This window comes from Terrabacter sp. 2YAF2 (assembly GCF_052114705.1).
Lineage (GTDB): Bacteria > Actinomycetota > Actinomycetes > Actinomycetales > Dermatophilaceae > Terrabacter.
In genome coordinates this window covers 16051-36772 of record NZ_JBFRFG010000021.1, presented here as the reverse complement: position 1 = coordinate 36772, position 20722 = coordinate 16051, and the positions used below count along the sequence as shown (strand labels likewise).

Annotated in this window: 23 protein-coding genes, 2 tRNA genes and 1 pseudogene; 7 read left to right on the top strand and 19 right to left on the bottom strand. The window is 70.9% G+C overall.

Annotated features, from left to right (window positions below):
• Position 1 precedes the first annotated feature (1 nt).
• Complete coding sequence (locus AB4030_RS18885; RefSeq protein ID WP_442280750.1) at positions 2-1297, bottom strand: acetyl-CoA C-acetyltransferase; 1296 nt, start codon at positions 1295-1297, stop codon at positions 2-4.
• A gap of 98 nt (positions 1298-1395) precedes the next feature.
• On the opposite strand from AB4030_RS18885, the gene AB4030_RS18880 reads away from it, so the two are divergent.
• On the top strand, positions 1396-2091 hold the full coding sequence (locus tag AB4030_RS18880; RefSeq protein WP_442280749.1) for a TetR/AcrR family transcriptional regulator: 696 nt from the start codon (positions 1396-1398) through the stop codon (positions 2089-2091).
• 22 nt (positions 2092-2113) lie between these two features.
• Positions 2114-4102 carry an acyl-CoA dehydrogenase family protein gene (locus tag AB4030_RS18875; protein WP_442280748.1) on the top strand — a complete coding sequence of 663 codons (1989 nt, stop codon included), beginning with the start codon at positions 2114-2116 and terminating at the stop codon, positions 4100-4102.
• Positions 4103-4147: 45 nt separating this feature from the next.
• Here the strand turns inward: AB4030_RS18875 and AB4030_RS18870 are convergent, their stop codons facing one another.
• Together AB4030_RS18870 and AB4030_RS18865 are read right to left on the bottom strand one after the other, a co-directional pair.
• Complete coding sequence (locus tag AB4030_RS18870) at positions 4148-4669, bottom strand: flavin reductase family protein (RefSeq protein ID WP_442280747.1); 522 nt, start codon at positions 4667-4669, stop codon at positions 4148-4150.
• Between the two features lie 40 nt (positions 4670-4709).
• Complete coding sequence (locus AB4030_RS18865; protein ID WP_442280746.1) at positions 4710-5060, bottom strand: hypothetical protein; 351 nt, start codon at positions 5058-5060, stop codon at positions 4710-4712.
• A 156-nt stretch (positions 5061-5216) separates the two neighbouring features.
• Between AB4030_RS18865 and AB4030_RS18860 the strand changes: the two genes are divergently transcribed.
• On the top strand, positions 5217-6104 hold the full coding sequence (locus AB4030_RS18860) for a ZIP family metal transporter (RefSeq protein ID WP_442280745.1): 888 nt from the start codon (positions 5217-5219) through the stop codon (positions 6102-6104).
• A gap of 17 nt (positions 6105-6121) precedes the next feature.
• Here the strand turns inward: AB4030_RS18860 and AB4030_RS18855 are convergent, their stop codons facing one another.
• The 3 genes from AB4030_RS18855 to AB4030_RS18845 all read right to left on the bottom strand — a co-directional run bounded on the left by AB4030_RS18855 (position 6122) and on the right by AB4030_RS18845 (position 10378).
• The gene (locus tag AB4030_RS18855) at positions 6122-8554 is read right to left on the bottom strand and encodes a hypothetical protein (RefSeq protein WP_442280744.1); all 2433 of its coding nucleotides are present in this window, start codon (positions 8552-8554) and stop codon (positions 6122-6124) included.
• A 9-nt stretch (positions 8555-8563) separates the two neighbouring features.
• A complete protein-coding gene (locus AB4030_RS18850) occupies positions 8564-9214 on the bottom strand; it encodes a peptidoglycan-binding protein (protein ID WP_442280743.1) in 651 nt (216 codons plus the stop codon).
• A gap of 129 nt (positions 9215-9343) precedes the next feature.
• Positions 9344-10378, bottom strand: a complete 1035-nt coding sequence (locus AB4030_RS18845) for a hypothetical protein (protein WP_442280742.1) — start codon at positions 10376-10378, stop codon at positions 9344-9346.
• Between AB4030_RS18845 and AB4030_RS18840 the strand changes: the two are divergent.
• The 3 genes and pseudogenes from AB4030_RS18840 to AB4030_RS18830 all read left to right on the top strand — a co-directional run.
• Positions 10377-10805 (top strand): annotated as a pseudogene (locus AB4030_RS18840) (DMT family transporter); the annotation flags it as partial. The gene AB4030_RS18845 and the pseudogene AB4030_RS18840 sit on opposite strands and share 2 nt — an antisense overlap.
• Positions 10806-10860: 55 nt before the next feature.
• Complete coding sequence (locus tag AB4030_RS18835; protein WP_442280741.1) at positions 10861-11442, top strand: EamA family transporter; 582 nt, start codon at positions 10861-10863, stop codon at positions 11440-11442.
• Between the two features lie 132 nt (positions 11443-11574).
• Positions 11575-13032 carry a DUF2252 domain-containing protein gene (locus AB4030_RS18830; RefSeq protein WP_442280740.1) on the top strand — a complete coding sequence of 486 codons (1458 nt, stop codon included), beginning with the start codon at positions 11575-11577 and terminating at the stop codon, positions 13030-13032.
• Positions 13033-13125: 93 nt separating this feature from the next.
• Here AB4030_RS18830 and AB4030_RS18825 read toward each other — a convergent pair whose 3' ends face one another.
• From AB4030_RS18825 to AB4030_RS18780, 10 genes are all read right to left on the bottom strand, one after another.
• Complete coding sequence (locus AB4030_RS18825) at positions 13126-13329, bottom strand: hypothetical protein (protein WP_442280739.1); 204 nt, start codon at positions 13327-13329, stop codon at positions 13126-13128.
• Between the two features lie 94 nt (positions 13330-13423).
• Entirely contained in the window at positions 13424-13726 is a 303-nt protein-coding gene (locus AB4030_RS18820) for a methyltransferase domain-containing protein (protein ID WP_442280738.1), read from the bottom strand.
• 60 nt (positions 13727-13786) lie between these two features.
• Positions 13787-13863, bottom strand: a tRNA-Val gene (locus AB4030_RS18815).
• Between the two features lie 111 nt (positions 13864-13974).
• Positions 13975-14466 carry a TIGR02611 family protein gene (locus AB4030_RS18810; RefSeq protein ID WP_442280737.1) on the bottom strand — a complete coding sequence of 164 codons (492 nt, stop codon included), beginning with the start codon at positions 14464-14466 and terminating at the stop codon, positions 13975-13977.
• Positions 14463-15308, bottom strand: coding sequence for an aminotransferase class IV (locus AB4030_RS18805; protein ID WP_442280736.1), 846 nt, complete (start codon positions 15306-15308; stop codon positions 14463-14465). The genes AB4030_RS18810 and AB4030_RS18805 overlap by 4 nt, the downstream gene beginning before the upstream one ends.
• A gap of 52 nt (positions 15309-15360) precedes the next feature.
• On the bottom strand, positions 15361-16413 hold the full coding sequence (locus AB4030_RS18800; protein ID WP_442280735.1) for a chorismate-binding protein: 1053 nt from the start codon (positions 16411-16413) through the stop codon (positions 15361-15363).
• 16 nt (positions 16414-16429) lie between these two features.
• A complete protein-coding gene (locus tag AB4030_RS18795) occupies positions 16430-16912 on the bottom strand; it encodes a glutathione peroxidase (protein WP_442280734.1) in 483 nt (160 codons plus the stop codon).
• Between the two features lie 61 nt (positions 16913-16973).
• Positions 16974-17942: a non-homologous end-joining DNA ligase gene (gene ligD / locus AB4030_RS18790; RefSeq protein ID WP_442280733.1), complete on the bottom strand. Its 969-nt coding sequence runs from the start codon at positions 17940-17942 to the stop codon at positions 16974-16976.
• Positions 17943-18044: 102 nt separating this feature from the next.
• Positions 18045-18117, bottom strand: a tRNA-Gly gene (locus AB4030_RS18785).
• A gap of 96 nt (positions 18118-18213) precedes the next feature.
• The gene (locus AB4030_RS18780) at positions 18214-18540 is read right to left on the bottom strand and encodes a putative quinol monooxygenase (protein ID WP_442280783.1); all 327 of its coding nucleotides are present in this window, start codon (positions 18538-18540) and stop codon (positions 18214-18216) included.
• A 115-nt stretch (positions 18541-18655) separates the two neighbouring features.
• Between AB4030_RS18780 and AB4030_RS18775 the strand changes: the two genes are divergently transcribed.
• Positions 18656-19486 carry a class II glutamine amidotransferase gene (locus AB4030_RS18775; protein WP_442280732.1) on the top strand — a complete coding sequence of 277 codons (831 nt, stop codon included), beginning with the start codon at positions 18656-18658 and terminating at the stop codon, positions 19484-19486.
• Positions 19487-19565: 79 nt separating this feature from the next.
• Here AB4030_RS18775 and AB4030_RS18770 read toward each other — a convergent pair whose 3' ends face one another.
• The 3 genes from AB4030_RS18770 to AB4030_RS18760 form a co-directional block, all read right to left on the bottom strand.
• A complete protein-coding gene (locus AB4030_RS18770) occupies positions 19566-19853 on the bottom strand; it encodes an SHOCT domain-containing protein (protein WP_442280731.1) in 288 nt (95 codons plus the stop codon).
• A 61-nt stretch (positions 19854-19914) separates the two neighbouring features.
• Positions 19915-20376 (bottom strand): DUF6325 family protein, encoded by a 462-nt coding sequence (locus AB4030_RS18765; protein ID WP_442280730.1) that lies wholly within the window; start codon positions 20374-20376, stop codon positions 19915-19917.
• 104 nt (positions 20377-20480) lie between these two features.
• Positions 20481-20711 carry a hypothetical protein gene (locus AB4030_RS18760; RefSeq protein WP_442280729.1) on the bottom strand — a complete coding sequence of 77 codons (231 nt, stop codon included), beginning with the start codon at positions 20709-20711 and terminating at the stop codon, positions 20481-20483.
• Positions 20712-20722 lie beyond the last annotated feature (11 nt).

Sequence of the window (20722 nt, the reverse complement as noted above, 5' to 3'; positions counted from 1 at the left end):
CTCACGCCTCCAGGATCGCGACGACGCCCTGCCCACCGGCAGCGCAGATGGAGATGAGGCCGCGGCCTCCGCCGGCCTCCTTGAGCTGCTTGGCGAGCGAGGCGACGATGCGCCCGCCCGTTGCCGCGAAGGGGTGGCCGGCGGCGAGCGAGGAGCCGTTGACGTTGAGCTTGGCCCGGTCGATGGAGCCCAGGGGTGCGTCGAGACCGAGGCGAGCCTTGCAGAAGTCGGGGTCCTCCCAGGCCTTGAGGGTCGTGAGCACGGTCGCGGCGAAGGCCTCGTGGATCTCGTAGAAGTCGAAGTCCTGGAGGCTCAAGCCGTTTCGGGCGAGAAGGCGGGGGACGGCATACGCGGGCGCCATGAGCAGACCCTCGTCACCGTGGACGTAGTCGACGGCCGCGGTCTCGGCGTCGACGAACCACGCGAGCGGGGTCAGTCGGTGCTCCGCCGCCCACTCCTCGCTCGCGAGGAGGACGGCTGACGCGCCGTCGGTCAGGGGTGTCGAGTTGCCGGCCGTCATCGTCGCGCCCTCGCCCTTGCCGAAGACCGGCTTGAGGGTCGACAGCTTCTCGACGGTCGAGTCGGCGCGCAGGTTCGTGTCGCGTGAGACGCCGAGGTAGGGCGTGACGAGGTCGTCGAAGAAGCCGCGCTCGTAGGCGGCCGCGAGGTGCTGGTGGCTGGCGGCAGCGAGCTCGTCCTGGCCGGCGCGGGTGATGCCCCACTGGGCCGCGGTGAGGGCCATGTGCTCGCCCATCGAGAGTCCGGTGCGTGGCTCGACGTTCTCCGGGATGGCGGGCAGGAGGTGCCCGGGACGGAGTCCGGCGAGCGCCTTGGCGCGCTCCCCCGCGGAGCGGGCTCGGTTCGCGGCCAGCAGCGTCCGGCGCAGGCCCTCGCTCACGGCGATGGGGGCGTCGCTCGCGCTGTCCACCCCGCCGGCGATGCCGGCGTCGACCTGGCCGAGGGCGATCTTGTTGGCGACGAGGATGGCGGCCTCGAGCCCGGTGCCGCACGCCTGCTGGATGTCGTAGGCCGGGGTCGTCGGGTCGAGCCGCGTGCCGAGCACGGTCTCCCGGGTGAGGTTGAAGTCACGGCTGTGCTTGAGCACCGCACCGGCCACGACCTCCCCGAGGCGCTCCCCCGCGAGTCCGTGGCGCGCCACGAGCCCGTCGACGGTGGCCGTGAGCATGTCCTGGTTGGACGCCTTCGCGTAGGGGCCGTTGGACCGGGCGAAGGGGATGCGGTTGCCCCCGAGGACCGCGACTCGGCGAGGTGCGCGCGGGGTGGACTGGGAAGCCATGGGTGTCTCCTGCTGTCGACTGCGGGACCGGTCGTTCTCGTCCAAGATAACCGAAACTGGCAGTAGTCGATACAGCAAGTACCTGTTACTTTCGAGAGATGGACCACGACCCCGAACCGCCGCCGGCACCGTCCACGGCCCCGCGGGACGGCCGGGACTCGCGCTGGGAGCGCCATCGCGAGGAGCGCCGCGCCGCCCTCGTCGACGCGACGATCCGCGCCATCCGGACGCACGGCGCGGGTGTCGGCATGGACGACATCGCCGCCGAGGCCGGCACGTCCAAGACGGTCATCTACCGTCACTTCGACGACAAGGCCGGCCTCTACCGCGCCGTCGCGGAGCGCATCGACGGCCGCGTCGTCCGCAACGTCGGCGCCGCGCTGTCCCGATCGAGCACCCCGGCGGCCGACACGCGCGAGCTCGTCGCGTCCACCGTCGAGGCCTACCTCGCGCTCGTCGAGTCCGACACCGAGGTCTACCGATTCGTCGTCAACCGTCCCCTCGTCGACCGGCCGCTGGCGGACGACCCGGTGGGCGGCACCGTCGACCAGGTCACGGACCAGCTCACCGGTCTGCTCCTCGAGGCCCTGCGCGCGAGCACGACCGACCCCTCGCGGGCCCGCACCTGGGCCATCGCGCTCGTCGGCTCGGTCCGCGCCGTCGCCGACGACTGGCTCGCCACCCCGGAGGGTGACCGCGCCCCCCGGGCGTCGGTCGTCGACTCCCTGACCGACCTGGCGTGGCACGGGCTCGCCCCCGTCCTCGCGCCCACCACCACGACCACGACCTCCTGAGGTCCAGACCGGAAGGCACCAGATGTCCACGGCCACCGACTCCTCTGCACAGAGCCCCGCAGAGACCCCCACAGAGACCCCCGACAAGACCCCCGACAAGGCTCCGGACGCAGCCCTGGCCTCCGCGCTACGCGCCCACCTCGACGGCCCCTTCGGCGAGGTGCGCGACCACTGTCGCGCCCTCGACGCCGCGACCTTCGGACCGCCGTCCGTGCCACTCCCGATGGACGAGCACCGATCCCGAGTCACCTCCCAGCTCAGCGCGCTGGCCCAGCAGCCGTATGCCGCGTCCGGCTTCCCTGAGCGCCAGGGCGGGACCGCACGCTACGGCGAGGCGGTGGCCGCGTTCGAGATGCTCGGCCACAGCGACCTGTCGCTCTTCGTCAAGGCGGGCGTCCAGTGGGGGTTGTTCGGCGGCGCGGTGTCGCTGCTCGGCACGAGCCGCCACGACCACCTCGTGCCGCGGCTGGTCTCGGGCGAGCTGCAAGGGTGCTTCGCGATGACGGAGACCGGCCACGGCAGCGACGTCCAGAGCCTGTTGACGACCGCCACCTTCGACCCGGCCACCGACGAGATCGTCGTCCACTCCCCCGTGCCAGCCGCGCGCAAGGACTACATCGGCAATGCGGCGCGCGACGCCAGCCTCGCAGCCGTGTTCGCCCAGCTCGTCGTCGACGGCGAGTCCCACGGTGTGCACTGTGTGCTCGTCCCGATCCGCGACGGCGCCGGCGCTCCCGCGCGCGGGGTCACCATCGAGGACTGCGGTCCCAAGCTCGGCCTCGACGGCGTCGACAACGGGCGCCTCCTCTTCGACCACGTCAGGGTCCCCCGCAGCAACCTCCTCGGCCGCTACGGCGACATCGACGACGACGGCGCCTACTCGAGTCCCATCGACAACCCCAGCCGCCGCTTCTTCACGATGCTCGGCACGCTCGTCCGTGGTCGCATCTCGGTGGCGGGCGGAGCGGGTGCCGCGGCCCGCTCCGCCCTGGCCGTCACGACGACGTATGCCGTTGGGCGGCGTCAGTTCGCGGCCCCCGGCAGCGACGTGGAGACGACGGTCCTGGACTATCGCACCTACCAACGGCGGCTGCTGCCGAGGATCGCGACGGCATACGCCCTCCAGCTCGCCCAGCACGAGCTGGTCTCGGCGATGGACGACGTGCTCGCCGGGCGCACGACGTCCGAGCAGGACCAGCGGCAGCTCGAGACGCGGGCTGCCGGCATCAAGGTGCTGACGACGCGGCACGCGACCGACACGATCCAGGAGTGCCGCGAGCTCTGCGGCGGCGCGGGCTATCTCTGGTCCAACCGCCTGGCCGCGCTCAAGGCCGACACCGACATCTTCACGACGTTCGAGGGGGACAACACGGTCCTGCTCCAGCTCGTGGCGAAGTCCCTCCTCACGGAGTACCAGGCGACCTTCGGCGACCTCGACACGGCGGGCATCGTGCGCTTCGGCGCGCGTCTGGTGGGCGGCACCGTCATCGAACGGTCATCGGCGCGCGGCATCGTCCAGCGGCTCGTCGACGCGGCCCCCGGGCGGGAGGAAGACGTCACCTTCGGCATCCGCGGCACCCAGCTGCGGCTGCTGCGCGAGCGCGAGGAGCACCTCATCGAGGGCCTGGCCCGACGGCTGCGGCGGGCCACTGCACCCGGCGTCGACGCGTTCGCCGTCTTCAACGCGACGCAGGACCACCTCGTCGATGCCGGCACGGCCCACGTGGAGCGAGTGGTCGCCGAGACGTTCGCCGCATCTGTCGAGTGCTGCGCCGACGAGGACGCACGGGCGGTGCTGAGCAGGGTCTGCGACCTGCATCTGCTCTCGACGATCGAGCGGCACAAGGCGTGGTACCTCGAGCACGACCGGCTGAGCCCTGCCCGCGCCAAGGCGCTGACCGCCCTCGTCAACGAGGTCTGCGCGGAGCTGCGACCGCACGCGCAGACGCTCGTCGACGCCTTCGGCATCCCGGCGGGCCTGCTGACGACGGAGATGTCGGGCACCACCTGACCGCCGGCGCCCGGTGGGCCGGGTGGCCTGTGGGGCGCTGGGTCGTCAGGAGGACGGGCGCTGGTAGCGACCGCGGCGGTGGACGAGGGGCGCCTCGTCCACACCGACCTCGACGTGCTCGATCTCGGCCTCGACGAGCACCGACCAGCCGACGTCGTGACGGCTCCCCGGGTCCAGGCGCACGCCCATCCAGGTCGTGGCCGCTACCGCGCGCGGTCCCCAGGTGGTCTGTACCCACTCAGTGAGCCGGAACGGCCCACCCGGGGCCGGCATGGTGCCGGCGAAGGCGTCCGCGAGCCGCTGGTCACGGGCCCCGAGCAGGGCGATGACCGCCGTCCCGGTCTCCACGAGCTGGTCGAGCAGGTCCGCGTCGGGGTGCACGAGACCCACGACCCGGCCGGGCTCGCCCGGAGCCACGAGGTAGGACGAGACCGTAAGGCCTGCCCGGTCGACCCCCTCCCCCGAGGTCCACAGCGAGACGGTGCCGCCGATGCGACCGCGGAGCCGTCGCACCTGGTCACGGTCGCCTTCGGGCGTGTCGAACGGGTGCTCGGAGTGGATCGTCACGGGAGGCTCCCGCACGACACCGTCGGTGAGGCGAGGACGCTCACTCCGCCTCGGCGACGAGGAGAGCATCGTCGACGGCGATCTCGCCGGGCTCGACCACTCGGGCGTAGACGCCGGCGCACTGTGACGGTGTCTGCGTGATCTCGAGCGTGCACTCGCCGAGGCGCACCACGCGTCCGACGAGCTTGTCGAGAACCGACGGGTCCATGTCGAGGACGATGTTGGCCTTGGGGTGGGTCGCGACGAAGTCGTCCACCGTCACGAGGTGCACGGCGTGCTTCTTCGAACGGTTTCCCTTGGGCCCGGTCTCGGTCACCTCGACGGAGTCCAGCTCCTGTCCCGGCTCGTCGGAGTCGGGGTAGATGTAGAGACTCGACACCGTGGCGATCATGACGCCAACGCTAGTCCGTGACGTGGCGTTCTGGAGCGCGCCACGACGACCGGTCCGGCGGCGGTCCTCGGGCCTCGGGCTTCGGTCACCGTCGCCGCGTCGCCGGTTGGTTAGGGTAGCCTACCTTTGCCTGCACACCCTCGACCGGAAGTCGCCATGTCCACCACCAAGATCGCGCTGCTGGGGGCCATTGCCGGGCTGACCATCTTCATCGGGCTGCCGCTCGGGCGCGTGCGTCGCCCCGCGCCACGCCTCAAGGCCGGCCTCAACGGCGTCGCCATCGGCATCCTGCTCTTCCTCCTGTGGGACATCCTGTCCCACGCCTGGGAGCCCACCGACGCCGCGCTCGCCCACCACGAGTGGAGCGTCGCGGTGCGTGGGGGCCTCGTGCTCGCGGTGGGTCTGGCCGTGGGGCTGGCCGGCCTGGTCCACTACGACAAGCTCATCGCTGCGCGGCGCGCGGCCCGGGTCCTGCGCCCGGATCCGGTCGCGGTGCCGGTCGGCGCACCGGCAGGTTCCCTGGGTGCGACGGGCGCCCCGGGTGCCGGGGGCGCCCAGACCGGCGCCATGCCAGCGGCTGGCGTCGTCGACGCGGCCAGCCTGTCGATGATGATCGCGGTGGGGATCGGTCTGCACAACTTCGCCGAAGGCCTGGCCATCGGCAACTCGGCCGCCAGCGGCGAGCTCTCGCTCGCCGTGCTCCTGGTCATCGGCTTCGCGCTGCACAACGCCACCGAGGGCTTCGGCATCGTCGCGCCGCTCGCCGGTGGGCGCGAGCGACCCTCGTGGGGCCGACTCGCCCTGCTGGGGCTCATCGCCGGTGGTCCGACCTTCGTCGGCACCTTGGTCGGACGCAGCGTCGTGAATGACACCGTCGCGATCGCCTTCCTCGGGCTCGCAGCAGGCTCGGTGCTCTACGTCGTCATCGAGCTGCTCGCCGTGGCGCGCCGGGCCGGGCTCAAGGAGCTGACCACGTGGTGCATCCTCGGCGGCCTGCTGCTCGGTTTCATCACCGACGGCGTGCTCGTCGCGGCCGGAGCCTGATCCGGCGACGCCCCCGCCTACGGGGTCGTGCTCGGACTGGACGCCGAGCCTGACTGGGTGCCGTCCGGGCTGGTTGCCGTCGCAGGACTCGTCGGCGACGGAGGCGCCGTCGTCGGCGCCTGCACGGGGGCCGTGGCCGATGACGAGGCACCGGAGTCCGCCGGGGCCGCCGGCTCGGTGCCGGCGGGCGTCGCCGTTCCCGTCGCCGTTCCCGTCGCCGTTCCCGTCGCCGTTCCCGTCGCGGTCGCGGCGGGGGTGGCGCTCGTGGTGGAGGCGGTGGTGGGAGTCGCCCCCTGCGCGGGAGTCGTCGCCGGCTGCTCCCCGGTCACCAGCGCCTGGATCTGGCTCTGGTAGCCCAGCAGCCGGGTGCGGATCTCGTCGAGGGGAAGGTCCTGGACGGTGGTGGCAAAGGTGTTGATCTGCTGCCACAGCGTGTCGAGCCGCTGTCGGGTCGTCGGGCTGAGCTCGCCCGGGACGGTGAGGACGAGCTGCTGCGCCAAGGCGTAGGTGATGCACTGGACGCAGGAGTAGTTGACCGCGCCGGAGATGTTCTGGGGTATGGCGACATGCGCGTCACCGGTCATGAGGACGACCTGGAAGGCCACGGCGACGGTCTTGCACTGCCGACAGCTGGCGAAGGCGTAGGCCGAGTTGCTGTTGGTGACACTGGTGCCGTCGGCCCAGACGAGCGCGAAGGCGACGTCGTAGGTCGTCGACCCGTCGGTGGTGTTCACGGCGAGGGCCTGGTTGTCCCCCGCTGCCGGCGCGCCGGGGCGGTTGAACGGGAAGACCCAGGCCGGTGCCGCTCCGTCAGCGCTGGCCGACGAGGTCGATCTCGGGACCAGCACCAGGGCCAGCTGGGGGTGGTCCTTCGTCGGAGGCGCCGTGGTGGAGGCCCACACGGAGCGTTGGCCCTCGCGGATCTGGCCGTCCTGGAGGCGGGCGGACCCGCCGACGAAGCTCGCCGGGGACAGCCCCTCGACGATGGTGCCCTTCTCGAAGGACTGAACCGGGCGATAGCGGTTGGCGTCGGGCCACCAGGCCCATGTCAGCGCGGCTGCCACGGCGACGACGAGGAGCGCGGCGAGCGCCCGACGACCGGGGCGCCCGGCGGTCTTCGTCCAGAGCGAGGTCGTCACGGTCTTGACGAGCCGGGCGAGCACGAACAGCGAGCCGAGAACGGGCAGGGACACGGCCACGATCGACAGCACCCTGATCGCCACGCCGACGAGGTCGCCGCCAGCCCAGTCGAGGGTGAGGGCGTGCTCCTGCTTGAGCACGCTGCTCCAGGCGGTGCCGACCACGCGAGGTAGCGCCACGACCATGAGCACGAGGGTGGCCAGCAGCAGCGGCACGATGACGAGCACCCAGGTGGTCACCACGACCCGGGCCCAACGCTTGAGCTCGGCGGCGCGGGCCTCGGGCTCGCGGCCGGGCACGAGCGAGCGCAGGGTCGGGCCGATGCGGGAGGCGAGGTCGGGGACCCCGGTCAGGTCGGCGAGGACGTGGTAACCGTCGAAGCGGACCATGGGCGCCAGCTGGCGCACCATCTGGAGCAGCTGCGCGGCCAGGATCAGCAGGAGGGCGTCCCACCCGGTGAGGAGCCACACGACGAACATCGCCACGGTCACGAGGGCGTTGAAGTACAGCCCACCGAGATCGACGCGTAGGCGGGCCGCCCGGCCGAGGCGGTAGCTGTCGGTGACGTCGGTGTAGAAGGCGGGCCACACGAGGTAGAGGCCGGTGCCCATGGCGCCCGGCGTCGCCCCGCCGTAGCGACAGGCCGAGGCGTGGCCGAACTCGTGGAAGCCCGCCGAGAAGATGGTGATGGCGAAGACGACGACGAGAAGGATCGGCTGGTCGAAGGCCTGGTGGGTGGCCGAGCCGAGTCCCTTCGTGAAGAGGACCCAACCGGAGATGAGCGCGAAGGCGAGGACCACGACCACGACCACGAGGGGCGTGAAGAGGGCAGCGAAGGGCGCCGTGATCCGTCGGGTCACCTCGGGGTCCGAGACGATCCAACGGAAACGCAGCGCGAGGAGCGGATTGGCCTTCTTGAGCTCGGGCTCCGACCCGTCGGGCCCGCGGACGAGGCCGAGAGGGCGCAGCTGCGCCTCGGTCAGCCTCCGCACGTCATCGGGGGCGATCCGCCGCCCGTATGCCGTGCTCACCGTCTCGGCGACGTCGGCGTAGGTTCGCGCGCCGTCGATCGCCTCGAGGACGAGGTAGAGCAGGGGCGTGAGCTGCACCGTCTGTCCGTCGGGGCGGCGGACGAGCGACGGCGGGTTGCGGTAGCCCGAGCCGGTCAGCGCGCCGAGCAGCTCGATCCCCGTGGTCGGTGCCGGTCGGTGGACTGGGCCGTCGAGGCTCGCGTCGACGGGCGACAGGGCGTGGGGTGTGGACGTGGTGGCCGGCCCCGGAGCCCTGCCGCCCGCTGACGTGAGACTCATGAGGACCCGTTACTGCTGGATCGCGGAGGTCTGGTCGGCAGTGGCCTGGGCGGTGCCGTCCAGGTGCTGGGTGATCGAGCCCTGCTGGTCGGCGATGGACGTCGCCTCCGATCCGACCGAGCCGACGTTGGCCGAGACCGAGGCGTCGATCGGTGCCGCGACGTTGGCGTTCGCGGCGACCGCGCCATCGATGGGGGCGGCGAGCTTGGCGTCCGCTGCGGCGTGGACATTGATGTCGAGCAGGTTGCCGCTCAGGGCGGAGGTCGGCGTCGGGGTCGCACTGGGCGCCGGTGCGGGGGCCGGGTCCGTCGCCGGGGCGGTCGAGCCGGCGGCCGGCGCGGCCTGGTCGATGGAGCTGTGCTGCGGCGCATGGGCGATGGCAGAGCCCGACAGGCCCTGGTCGATGTTCACGCCCTGGTGGGCCACGGCGGCGTCCGCGGAACCGACCGAGAGGATGTTGGCGCCGACCGCTCCGTTGATCGGCGCGGCGACGTTGGCGTTGGCGGCGACGCCCAGGTCGATGGGCGACGCCACGTCGAGGGCGAGGTTGAGGTCGGCGTTGAGGTCGAGAAGCGACATGACCTCCTTGTCGGGCAGCGCCGTCCCGCTCTCCGCGGCGAGCTCGTCGGCGGAAACGGGGGGCAGATCAGCGGCACTCATCGGTCACTCCATCCCGGCACCCGTGGATGCCGATCGACTTAGCTGGCAACCGGGCATACCCACTCATCTCGCCCGCGAAACTGACAGGTGGGGTGAAGTTGTCCCACGTGTCAGTTTCGCGGGCCCGGTTCAGCAGGCTTGCGTGGCCCCGTCGACGTCGGGGGGACCGTCGAGCCAGTCGTGTCGGTCGGCGGGTCGAGCGGCTCCGATCGTGGCCTCCCAGACGAGGACGCCCGCCGTGAACGGGTCTACACCGGACAGGTCGATCACGTCGTTGCGCAGGAGCACGAAGTCCTCCCGGTCACCCGGGACGCCGTGCCCCGACATCTGCATGACCGCGTCCACGAGCGCTCGGGCCTGGGGCGGAGGAGAGCACGCCCGCTGGACGTTGTGGCGGTGCCGCCGCACCTGCTCGCGGTGGGACCAGACCCGCCACACCCCCCACACGAACATCGCCAGGAACACCGCGACGGGCACAATGACGGCTTCGCCCCGAAGGGCAGGCTCGGCGCCCGTCTGCCAGGCCCGCACGATGGGCAGGGTCAGGAGGCCGATGAGCAGGCTGGCACCGAGCGGCACGTATGTCAGTGGCCCTGACGCGGGCACGGCAGCGTGCCGGGCGCGCCAGGCCGCCTTAGCCCACGTCCTCAGCTCGGCCCGTCCGTTGGCGCGCGACCGAGATGGGCCAGCACCGGTGGGGGTGCCCTCGGAACGCGTGTCCGCACCGTCCTGGCCGTCGGTCGGGTCTGGTGGTGGGGCCGGGGCGGCGATGATCGCCGACATGGCCGCAGCGTTCGCGTGGCTCACTCGCCCGGCACGGTCGTAGGTGAACAGGGCCAGGCCGAACCTGTCGGCATACTCCAGCGCCTCCTCCGAGTAGCTGCCGGAGGTGAAGTGGATCAACCCGAGCTCAGGGCTGCGCGCGTCGGCCACGAGGTCCTCCAGCGCCGTGATGTGCGTCACCGGCACCCCGAAGCTCACGTGTGCCGTGGCCGAGGCCGAGGTGATAGCGCCCGCCGTGCGCGGCCCTCCTATCGGACGCGACACGGATGCACCAGCATGACCGAGGGAGACCAGCCACCCGATCGCGGCCGCCTGCACGGCGGCCGCTGTCGTGAGCCAGGTGGAAGGGCCCGCGGGCCGGTCACCGGTGCTGGAGCTCATGGGGCCGCCTCCTTGGTCCACCGGGGCAACGTGGGCTGCTCTCCCCCAGGGGCGGGGTGCCGCTGGAGTGTGCCCACCCCGTCGATTGGTGACTCGTACCCACTACGCGCCCCAGGCGCTCGGCACCCGCCGACACCGCGAGCAGAATGGGGGTGTGCCCGCTGCGACGGTCGCGCTGCCCAACCGGTTGGCCGCATCCGGTGCCCTCCTGCTGGCCACAGCTGCCTGGGGCTCCACCTTCGTCGTCACGAAGTCCTCGCTGGACGCTCTGGCCCCGGCGTCGTTCCTGTCGTGGCGCTTCGGCATCGCCGCGATCGTCCTTCTGCTCGCGTCCCTCCGCCGGACGCTCGCCCTGGATCCGAGGGAGCTACGGCGAGGAGCGGCGCTGGGTCTCTTCCTCGGGGTCGGGTTTCTCCTCCAGACCACCGCTGCAGCACACCTCGGCCGGGCTGTCGGGCTTCCTGACCGGTTCGTCGGTCGTGATGGTGCCGATCGCGGCGTCCGCGGCCTTCGCGAGTCCGGTGACCCGGACCGGCTGGATCGCGGTCGGGCTCAGTGGCGTGGGTCTGGTGCTCCTCACGAGCGGGCCGAGCGCTCCCCTGACTGCCGGTGCGCTGCTGACCCTTGCCGGGGCAGCCGGCTTCGCGGGACACATCGCCGCCCTGAGTGAGTGGGCCACGCCGGTCAACTCCGTCGGCATCACGACCGTGTCGGTGACGGTCGCGGCGGTGGTGTGCACACTGGCGGCCGCCGTCACCGGCGACCTCTCGGCGCCACCGTCGACGCAGGCCTGGACCTCGGTGGTCTACGTGGCCCTGGTCGCAACGTGCCTCGGACTCGCGATCCAGGCCTGGGCGCAGGCGGCACTGTCCGCCGTGTCGGCGGCGGTGATCATGACGATGGAGCCGGTGTTCGCCGCCCTGCTGGCCGTTGGCCTGGGCGGTGAGTCCTTGGGCCTGACCGCCTGGCTCGGCGGGGTGGTCCTGGTGGTCGCGATGGGCGTGGCTGAGCTCGGACCGCGCGCCTGTTGCGACGCCGCTGCGCCGCGGCTGGAGTGCTGTTGAGGGCTGGACCTTCGTCGCAGCGATGGACGAACATCGCTCGCAACGAGTGGTGCGCGGCCGGGCCGGCGGTGCGACGGTCGGCGGGTGCAGGCGACGCGTGCCGGCACGAGGCGTCCGACCTAGGAGCGCATCATGACCGATGAACGACTCACCCCCCGCGACGGCCGCAGCAGGGCTCCGGCCGGCCCGAGGAAGATCAACCGGCTGACCCCGGAAGAGCGGAAGGCCCGGGGCCACGCCGCCCGCAACGAATGCCCTCGCAGTGGGCACGGACACTGGAGTCCGGCGACGAGCCGCCCCGACCCGATCGCGCTGCTCGAGGAGCAGGCGGCGACCCGGGTCCCCGAACTGGTGCCGCTGCGTTACGGGCGGATGCTGGTTTCGCCGTTCACCTTCTACCGCGGGGCCGCCCTGATCATGGCGTCGGACCTCGCGGCCACCGCACGCTCGGGACTCAACGCCCAGCTGTGCGGTGACGCCCACCTGTCCAACTTCGGCGTGTTCGCTTCACCTGAGCGGCAGCTGATGTTCGACATCAACGACTTCGACGAGACGCTCCCGGGCCCCTGGGAGTGGGACGTCAAACGGCTCGCGGCCAGCTTCGAGATCGCCGGTCGCGACCGCGGATTCGCGCCCGAGGACCGGCGGAGCGTCGTCCAGTCCGGTGTCGCCGAATACCGCACTCGCATGCTCCAGCTCGCCGCCGCCCGCAACCTCGACGTGTGGTACGCGCACATCGAGATCTCGAAGCTCTTCGAGGAGCTCTCGGGCAGCGTCACCAAGAAACAACGGAAGAGGGCCGAGGCCAACGTCGCCAAGGCCCGGACCCGGGACAGCATGCAGGCCTTCAGCAAGCTGACCCACGTGGTCGACGGCCAACGCAGGATCGTGTCCGACCCTCCCCTCGTCGTACCGGTCGAGGATCTCATGACGTCGGAGTCGGACAGCAATGCCCTGAACGAGCAGTTCCATGCCTTGATCCGGACCTACCGCCGCACGTTGGAGACCGACCGGCGCGAGCTGCTCGAGAGCTTCCAGTACGTGCACGCGGCCCGCAAAGTCGTCGGCGTCGGCAGTGTCGGCACTCGCGCCTGGATCCTGCTGCTGCTGGGCCGAGACGGCCAGGACCCGCTGTTCCTGCAGGCCAAGGAGGCACAGGAGTCGGTGCTCGAGCGTTTCGTGGGCAAGAGCAAGTACCGCAACCACGGCCAGCGCGTCGTCGCAGGGCAACGCCTGATGCAGGCGGTGAGCGACATCTTCCTGGGCTGGGAGCACGTGACCGGCTTCGACGGCGAGGAGCGCGACTTCTATGTCCGCCAGCTGCGCGACTGGAAAGGGTCGGCGGACATCGAGGCCATGGTTCCCTCGGGGATGACCGCCTACTCGCGGATGTGCGGGGCGACCCTGGCCCGCGCCCATGCTCGCTCCGGCGACCGGATCGCCATCGCGTCCTACCTCGGCAAGGGTGACAGTTTCGACCGGGCCATCGCCGACTTCGCGGTCAGTTACGCAGACCAGAACGAGCGTGACTACGACGCCGTCGTCCAAGCCGTGAAGTCCGGCCGACTGGAGGCCGAGATGGGGCTGTGACTTCCGGATTTTTCCACCGAGAGGCGACTTCGCCCATGTCGAGCCCACGACACCTTCAGCTGTGACCAGCTGCGCACGATTCGCGGGCGATGTTCAGGCGACGGCTTCGAGCGCGAAGAAGATGAAGCCGATGAAGCGGGTGGGGTCGAGTTCGCTCGTCGGCAGCAGCTCGGGCGGAGTGTCGGGCGCCACTGGGGGCTCGCTGATCGCCGAGATCCTGAAGCCCGCGGCGGTGAACGACTCCGACATCGCGCTCAGGTGAAGCCCAGCGGTCGGCTGGTCGTGGTGGTCAACCACCCGACGATCCCGCCGGTGGGGTATCCGGAGATGAACTACTTCGCGACCGTGCCCAAGTCGGAGGAGTACGACTTCGACGGAGTCTGCGCCACACTCACGATCTGGTACCGCTCCCAGCCTCCTCTCCCAACCGCTCCCGAGCGAGCGCGATCATCGCCTGGCTCCCGTCGAAACCAGCCACGCTTGCGCCTCGCGCGGTCAGGTCGGCCAGGAGCGGCCCGGAACCGCAGCCGGCGTCCAAGATCCGCCTTCCGGCGACGTCGCCAAGCAGGTTCAGCACCGCCGGGCGGGCGTACCACCGGTTGAACAGGCCGTTCTCGTTCGCCCGTGCGTACGCATCAGCGAAGGCGTCGTAGTGGTCTGGTTGCTGCGCAGCGGCCTGCAGTTCGGACGTCATGTCAGGTCACTGTGCCATGACGGCGGCGGGGTGAGCTGGAACCAGGCGACACCCTCGGTGTGGTGGACGTGAAGGGACTCGAACCCCTGACCTCTCGCGTGTGAAGCGAGCGCTCTAACCAACTGAGCTACACGTCCGGGCACCCCTGTGCCCACAGGCCGTCGGGGTGACGCAGGGAACAATAGCCGGTGCGGGCGCCGTGGCGGTAATCGGCGCCCTCTCCGTGCGATCGGCGCCGAACGAGCGGGTCAGTCGACCCCCGGGACCCGTGTCAGCAGCTGCTCGGCCCACTGGGGCACGAAGTGCGGGATCCCAGCCCAGGCGAGGTATCCCCAGATGACGCCCCACACGATGAGAAGGGTTCCGAGCGCGACGACGCCGCGCACCCAGATCGCCTGTCGCATGATCCAGTCGTTCCACCGGCCCACCTGCCGCTTGGCGACATCGAGCCACTGCTGCGCGAACTCGAACTCGCTGGCCAGGATGAGCAGTCCGAAGAAGACGACCAGCCAGCCCGGACCGGGGGCGGGGACCATGATGAGGCCCGCGATCGTCACGACGCCGCCCACGACTCCGACGACCGTGCGCCAGATGGCGTGAGTGAGGCGGTTGCGGCGCAGTCGGGCTCGCCACGCCCATCGGTCCTCGTCGGCGTCGAGCGTCGCATTGCGGTCCGAGTAGTCCACCGGGTTGGGCGCCCCGTCGGGTCGCGGGTCGCCAGCGCGGTTCGGCTCGGTCACGGGTCGGAGTCCCGCTCGGCGTTGCTCCGGAAGATGCGCTGAAGCTCGGTCGACATGGGCCGGTCAGCCGGAAGAGTGCGGTCGTCGACGGCGTGGACCGGCAGGACGTCCTTCGTCGAGCTGGTGATGAAGACCTCCTCGGCATTCTCGAGCACGTCGAGCGGGAGGGTGGCCTCACGGATCTCGATGCCGGCGGCCCGTCCCCACTCGATGGTGAGCTCGCGGGTGATGCCGAGGAGCGGGCCCGACTCGGCCGGTGGCGTCAGCACGACGCCGTCGACCACGACGAAGATGTTGCTACCGGTGCACTCGCAGAGCTCGCCCCGCGTGTTGCCGAAGACCGCCTCGATGGCCCCCTGCTCCTTGGCGCGGGCGAGGGCGACGACGTTCTCCGCGTAGGACGTCGTCTTCAGGCCGACGACGGCCGAGCGCTCGTTGCGCGTCCACGGGACGACGGTGAGCTTCCCGCTGACAGGCGGGAGCGCCTGCGGCGCCGCGACCACGATGTAGGTGAGCGAGGCCTCATGCCGGTCCGATCCCAGTGGCCCGATGCCGCCGGTGACGCTGTAGCGCAGCCGGCCGAAGTCGATCGCGGGCCCGTCGAGCACCGCGGCCACGCCCTTGTCGACGATGGCCAAGTCGAGCGGGGGCAGGCCGAGCCCGACCGCGGACCGCTCGAGTCGCCGGTGGTGGCGGGTCAGGGCGAAGGGCTGCCCGGCCGCGATCTTGGCGGTCTCGAAGACCCCGTCGCCGACCGTGACCGAGTGGTCGAGGGCGGAGACGGAGGGGCCGGTCGGGTCGACGAGATCGCCGTTGACCCAGACGCGCGTGGTGGTGCTCATGGTCCCTTCCCGGTGGCTCGGCGGCCGCCCGGAAGGCGCCCGACGGGAGCCCTCATGGTGTCACAGTGCCCGCCGCCAGCCCGATGAGCCGCGCGGCCTTGAGCTCGGTCTCGGCCCACTCCCCCGCGGCGTCCGACTGCCACGTGATCCCGGCGCCCGTCCCGAACCGCAACCAGCGCCGGCCGGCCTCGTCGCGCTCGGCCCAGAACGTGCGTATGCCGACGGCCAGGTCCGCCTCGCCGGCATCGGCATCGACCCAGCCGACGGCGCCGCAGTAGGGACCGCGGGGCACCGTCTCGAGGTCGCGGATGGCGGCCAGGGCGCTGGACTTCGGGGCGCCGGACACGGAGCCGGGCGGGTAGGCGCCCGCGAAGATGTCCGCCCAGCCCACGCCGTCCCGGAGCTGTCCGCTGACCGTGGAGACGAGGTGCACGAGGCCGGGGTGCGTCTCGAGTGCGCAGAGCTCGTCGACCGAGACGGTGCCGGGCTCGCAGACACCGGAGATGTCGTTGCGCATGAGGTCGACGATCATGACGTTCTCGGCGTAGTCCTTGGGCAGCATCTCCTCCGCCGTCGTCGCCGTGCCCTTGATCGGCCGTGTCACGAGGCGGCCGCCGCGACGCGAGAGGAACAGCTCGGGAGACGCGCTGACGACATCGAGGTCAGCGGCGTCGCACCGGACACGAGCCGCGTGCGGGGCCGGGTTGCCCTGTCGCAGAAGAGCATCGAGGCCGTCCAGGTCAGCGTCGTCGCGCAGCTGGTGGCTGAGCACCCGGCACACGTTGACCTGGTAGACGGAGCCCGCAGCGATCCGCTCTCGCACCTCCCCCACGGCGCCGACGTATGCCGTCCGGTCGAGTGAGGTGCGCCAGTGGCGGTCGAGCGGTTCCCAGCCCACGGCGGGAGCCGGCGGCCGCGCGAGGCCGGGGCCCACGGCATACGACCTCGGGGTGACCTCGGCGAAGCGGACCGCGGTGACGGCGCCCTCGAAGGTGGCCACGACGGCCCAGAAGCCCTCGCGCGTGATCGCGTCCAGGGCTTCGGGGCCGTGGCGGACGTCGAGCACTCCGCGCGCGTCCCGGTCGGCGAAGCGGGCGTGGTCCACCCGCAGATCGTAGGGCCTAGGCCGAGAGGGCCTGCTCGATGTCGCCGGCGAGGTCGGCGGGCTCGGTCGTCGGCGAGTAGCGGCCGAGGACGGTGCCGTCACGCCCGACGAGGAACTTCGTGAAGTTCCACTTGATCTTCTTGCCGAGCAGGCCACCCTGCTCGGACTTCAGCCACGTGTAGACCGGGTGCTCGTCGGAGCCGTTGACGTCGATCTTGGAGAACATCGGGAAGGTGACGCCGTAGTTCTTCTGGCAGAAGGCCCCGATCTCCTCGTCGCTGCCGGGGTCCTGGCCGCCGAACTGGTTGCACGGGAAGCCGAGCACCGTCAGGCCCTGGGCGCGGTAGGTCTCGTAGAGCTGCTCGAGGCCACCGAGCTGGGGGGTGTAGCCGCACGCGCTCGCGGTGTTGACGACGAGGACGACGTCGCCTGCGTACTCATCCAGCGACACCTCCCTGCCGTCGATGGCGGTGGCCTTGAAGTCGTGCAGGGCGGTCACGGTGTCTCCTCTGTGGTCCGGTGTCGGTGGTTGGTTCGGAGCGGTGCTCGGTCGAGATGGGTCATTCGTCGGGTTCGGGCGGCGTGGCTTTTCCGTCGCGCTCGTCGCGGTCTGCCCACTCGAGGAGCGCCCTGAAGTCGAAGACCGCGTCGTCGATGCCCGCGTGGAGGTCACCGAGGCGGCCGAAGCGCTCGGGCATCGTCGCGATGGTGAAGTCCTGCGGCTCGGCGTCGGCGATCTCGTCCCACGCGAGCGGCGCGGAGACCGTGCCACGCGGGTTGCCCCGCACGCTGTAGGCCGCGGCGATGGTGTGGTCGCGGGCGTTCTGGTTGTAGTCGACGAAGAGGTCCTTCGGCGAGCGGTCCTTGCGCCACCACGTCGTCGTCACGTCGTCAGGCAGGCGCCGCTCGACCTCTCGGGCGAAGGCGAGCGCGCCGCGGCGCACGTCCTTGAAGCCCCAGTCCGGGGCGATCCGGACGTAGACGTGCAGGCCCGAGCCGCCCGACGTCTTGGGCCAGCCGACGGCGCCGAGCTCGTCGAGGATCTCGTGGGTCGTGGCCGCGGCCCGGCGCACCTTCTCGAACCCGCACTCGGGCATCGGGTCGAGGTCGATGCGCCACTCGTCGGGACTCTCGGTGTCGGCCCGGCGGCTGTTCCACGGGTGGAACTCGACCGTCGACATCTGCACGGCCCAGATGACGTCGGCGAGACGGGTCACGCACAGCTCGTCCGCGTGCAGGCCGTAGCGGGGGAAGTGCAGCCGCACGGTCTCCACCCAGGGCGGAGCCCCGGCGGGGAGGCGCTTCTGGTGCACCTTGGGTCCGTCGACGCCTTTGGGGAACCGGTGCAGCATGCACGGCCGCTCGCGCAGCGCGTTGACGATGCCCGGGCCGACGGAGAGGTAGTAGTCGACGAGGTCGCGCTTGGTCTCGCCGCGCTCGGAGAAGTAGACCCGGTCCGGGCTCGAGAGGCGCACGGTGTGGTCGCCCACCTCGATCTCCACCGCCGGTGCCTTGCTCGCCGCAGCCATGAGCGACAGCCTACGGACACCCGGGACGGCATACGGCCTTCGGCCGACGAGGGGAACGAGCCGAAGGGCCCGCCGACGTGAGTCGACGGGCCCTTCCAGCGGAGCGGACGACCGGGCTCGAACCGGCGACCTCAACCTTGGCAAGGTTGCGCTCTACCAACTGAGCTACGTCCGCCTGCCACCCCGTGGAGCCGGAGCCCCGTGGGTGCGAGGTAGACCATAGCGGACGGTCGACCGGAGTGTGAAACCCACTCTCCGAGTGGCCGTTCGGCTACTTCTGGACAGCCATCTCGCCGAGCTCGGACCACTGCGTCCCCTCGACCGTCGTGTTGACGATCTTCGGCGTCGCGGACAGGTAGGCGGGCAGTGTCGAGGTGGCCTCGGCGAAGTGCGAGCTCTGCACGTGGGCACCCCCGGCGTCCTCGTCACGGAAGGCCTCCACGAGGACGTACTCGTTCGGGTCGTCGAGGCTGCGCGACCAGTCGAACCACAGGCAGCCCTCCTCGGCGCGGCAGGCCTCGGTGAAGGCCCGGGAGATCTCGGGCCAGTCGTCGGCGTGCTCGGGCTTCACGGGGAACTTCGCGGTGATGAAGATCAAGGGGATCACTCCTGGAGGCTCGAGGATGGTTTCGTCGACAGCCTAGGGTCGTCATCCCGAACGAGTGATGACCTGCTCCTCCGGCCGCCGGTTCGATGGGCGTATGTGCCGATGGATGGTGTACTCAGGTGACCCGGTCCTGGCCGAGGACCTCCTCTTCAAGCCCCAGCACTCGCTCATCGAGCAGAGTCTCCACTCACGCATGGGGGCGACGACGACGAACGGCGACGGCTTCGGGATCGGGTGGTACGGCGAGGGTCCCGTCCCGGCGATCTTCAAGAGCGTGGACCCCGCCTGGAACGACGAGAACCTCCGCGAGCTGACCAAGCAGGTGCGGACCCCCCTCATGTTCGCCCACGTGCGCGCCTCGACCGGAACGCCGGTGCAACGCAGCAACTGTCACCCGTTCCGGCACGGCAACTGGCTGTGGATGCACAACGGGGCGGTCTTCGGCTTCCACCAGCTGAAGCGGGAGCTGATGTTCGCGGTGGACCCGTCGCTCTACGCCGACGTCGAGGGGTCGACCGACTCCGAGACGCTCTTCTTCCTCGCCCTGACCTTCGGCCTGGAGGACGACCCCCTGACGGGCGTGGCCCGGGCCGTCGGTTTCGTCGAGGACCTCGCCGAGCGGCGCGGTGTGGCCAATCCGATACAGGCGACGATGGCGACCAGCAACGGTGAGTCCGTCTGGGCGTTCCGGTACTCCACCCAGCACCAGAGCCGGACGCTGTTCCACTCGACGGACGTGACCCAGCTGCGCGCGTTGCACCCCGAGGTGGAGATGCTGAGGACGTTGAGTCCCGAGGCACGCCTCGTCGTGTCCGAACCACTCCGTGACCTGCCGGGGGCGTGGCGTGAGGTGCCGGAGTCGTCCTGCGGCATCATCCAGCCCGGCGACGACGAGATCCGTGCGTTCGCGCCGATCCCTCCCGTTCACGTCGCCTGAGTCATGTCGGATGGGCATCGTCCGCGCGGACGATGCCCAGCCGAAACCAGCCGGCAACCAGCCGGCAACCAGCCGGCAATCAGCCGGCGAGAATGCGGGCCTTCTGTGTCTGGAACTCCGCGTCCGTCAAGACGCCGGAGTCCCGGAGCTCCCCGAGCTGCTTGAGCTTGTCGAGGTCGACACCAGTGTCCTGAGGTGGCGGTGGCGGGGCGGAGTCCTGCTCCGGCGCCGGCTCATACGCTTCCTCTGGCGGCTGCTGTTCCTTGGCCGCCCAGCGCCCAGCTTGACGGCGCGACACGCGGTTCGACACCGCCGTGGCCGTCCCGGCGACGACGGCAGTCCTGGCCATTCCACCGATGAGTCCCATCGTGTGCTCCTTCGTACGTACGTGATTGACGTTCAGGTCGACGCTCGGATCGGGATCGGAGCTACTGGGCGGCACCCGCCGACGCCTCGGCCGCCTCCAGCTCCTCGAGGCGGGCGATGACGGTGTCAGCCGGGATGCGGACACTCGCCACGACCTCGGCACCCGCCCGGCGCATGGCCGAGACGAAGGGCCCGGCCCACGTGTTCTCGTAGACCAGGAGGGCCACGGCGTTCCCGGGCTCGACCAGGGAGGCTGCTTCCTTGAGGTCGTCCTCGTCGAGCAGGTCGGACTCGACACCTTCGAAGACCGCCAGATCGAGGGTGCCGTCACCGTCGAGGTCGGAGATGGCCATGGCGGTGACGGTCCCGTCATCCGCCCGGACGAGAGCCTTCATGTCGAGGACGCGGATGATCCCTCGGTCGACGAGGTCGACGAGGACGGCCAACCCCTCGCCGGTCAGCCTGGCACCGGGGAACTCCAGTGCGAGGTAGTCGATCGGTCCGACATCGACGTTGACGCTCATGTCCTGCCTCCTTGGTGGCTCTCCACTGACACCTCGACCCTCGCCGCCGGCGGGTGGCGGCCGCATCGCTCCTCGAGGATGAGTGAACGCCACGGCGGCGACGCCTAGATCCCGCTGCGCTGGTCAGGGGCGTCGGCGTCGTCCACCTGGTGGACGGCGGTCACGCCGATGCCCAAGGACTCCAGCAGGGAGAGGACGAGCGACAGGGTGTCCTCGGGGCCCATGGGGAAGCGCAGGATCGTCGCTCCGCCGATGTTGCGGCGCTGCAACGGCACCGGCGAGTCGGTCAGATCCGTGGCCAGCTCGCCGTCGAGGATGACCTCGTACTCCCGCATGGCACACCTCA

What these genes read in the sequence shown, in the direction of transcription:
- AB4030_RS18850 (WP_442280743.1), bottom strand. Translation starts at nt 9,214, where the DNA reads ATGAGTGCCGCTGATCTGCCCCCCGTTTCCGCCGACGAGCTCGCCGCG.
- AB4030_RS18805 (WP_442280736.1), bottom strand. Translation starts at nt 15,308, where the DNA reads ATGAGCACCACCACGCGCGTCTGGGTCAACGGCGATCTCGTCGACCCG.
- AB4030_RS18845 (WP_442280742.1), bottom strand. Translation starts at nt 10,378, where the DNA reads ATGAGCTCCAGCACCGGTGACCGGCCCGCGGGCCCTTCCACCTGGCTC.
- AB4030_RS18770 (WP_442280731.1), bottom strand. Translation starts at nt 19,853, where the DNA reads ATGGGACTCATCGGTGGAATGGCCAGGACTGCCGTCGTCGCCGGGACG.
- AB4030_RS18760 (WP_442280729.1), bottom strand. Translation starts at nt 20,711, where the DNA reads ATGCGGGAGTACGAGGTCATCCTCGACGGCGAGCTGGCCACGGATCTG.
- AB4030_RS18855 (WP_442280744.1), bottom strand. Translation starts at nt 8,554, where the DNA reads ATGAGTCTCACGTCAGCGGGCGGCAGGGCTCCGGGGCCGGCCACCACG.
- AB4030_RS18820 (WP_442280738.1), bottom strand. Translation starts at nt 13,726, where the DNA reads ATGACGTCCGAACTGCAGGCCGCTGCGCAGCAACCAGACCACTACGAC.
- AB4030_RS18860 (WP_442280745.1), top strand. Translation starts at nt 5,217, where the DNA reads ATGTCCACCACCAAGATCGCGCTGCTGGGGGCCATTGCCGGGCTGACC.
- AB4030_RS18830 (WP_442280740.1), top strand. Translation starts at nt 11,575, where the DNA reads ATGACCGATGAACGACTCACCCCCCGCGACGGCCGCAGCAGGGCTCCG.
- ligD (WP_442280733.1), bottom strand. Translation starts at nt 17,942, where the DNA reads ATGGCTGCGGCGAGCAAGGCACCGGCGGTGGAGATCGAGGTGGGCGAC.
- AB4030_RS18835 (WP_442280741.1), top strand. Translation starts at nt 10,861, where the DNA reads ATGGTGCCGATCGCGGCGTCCGCGGCCTTCGCGAGTCCGGTGACCCGG.
- AB4030_RS18865 (WP_442280746.1), bottom strand. Translation starts at nt 5,060, where the DNA reads ATGATCGCCACGGTGTCGAGTCTCTACATCTACCCCGACTCCGACGAG.
- AB4030_RS18875 (WP_442280748.1), top strand. Translation starts at nt 2,114, where the DNA reads ATGTCCACGGCCACCGACTCCTCTGCACAGAGCCCCGCAGAGACCCCC.
- AB4030_RS18885 (WP_442280750.1), bottom strand. Translation starts at nt 1,297, where the DNA reads ATGGCTTCCCAGTCCACCCCGCGCGCACCTCGCCGAGTCGCGGTCCTC.
- AB4030_RS18880 (WP_442280749.1), top strand. Translation starts at nt 1,396, where the DNA reads ATGGACCACGACCCCGAACCGCCGCCGGCACCGTCCACGGCCCCGCGG.
- AB4030_RS18765 (WP_442280730.1), bottom strand. Translation starts at nt 20,376, where the DNA reads ATGAGCGTCAACGTCGATGTCGGACCGATCGACTACCTCGCACTGGAG.
- AB4030_RS18775 (WP_442280732.1), top strand. Translation starts at nt 18,656, where the DNA reads ATGGTGTACTCAGGTGACCCGGTCCTGGCCGAGGACCTCCTCTTCAAG.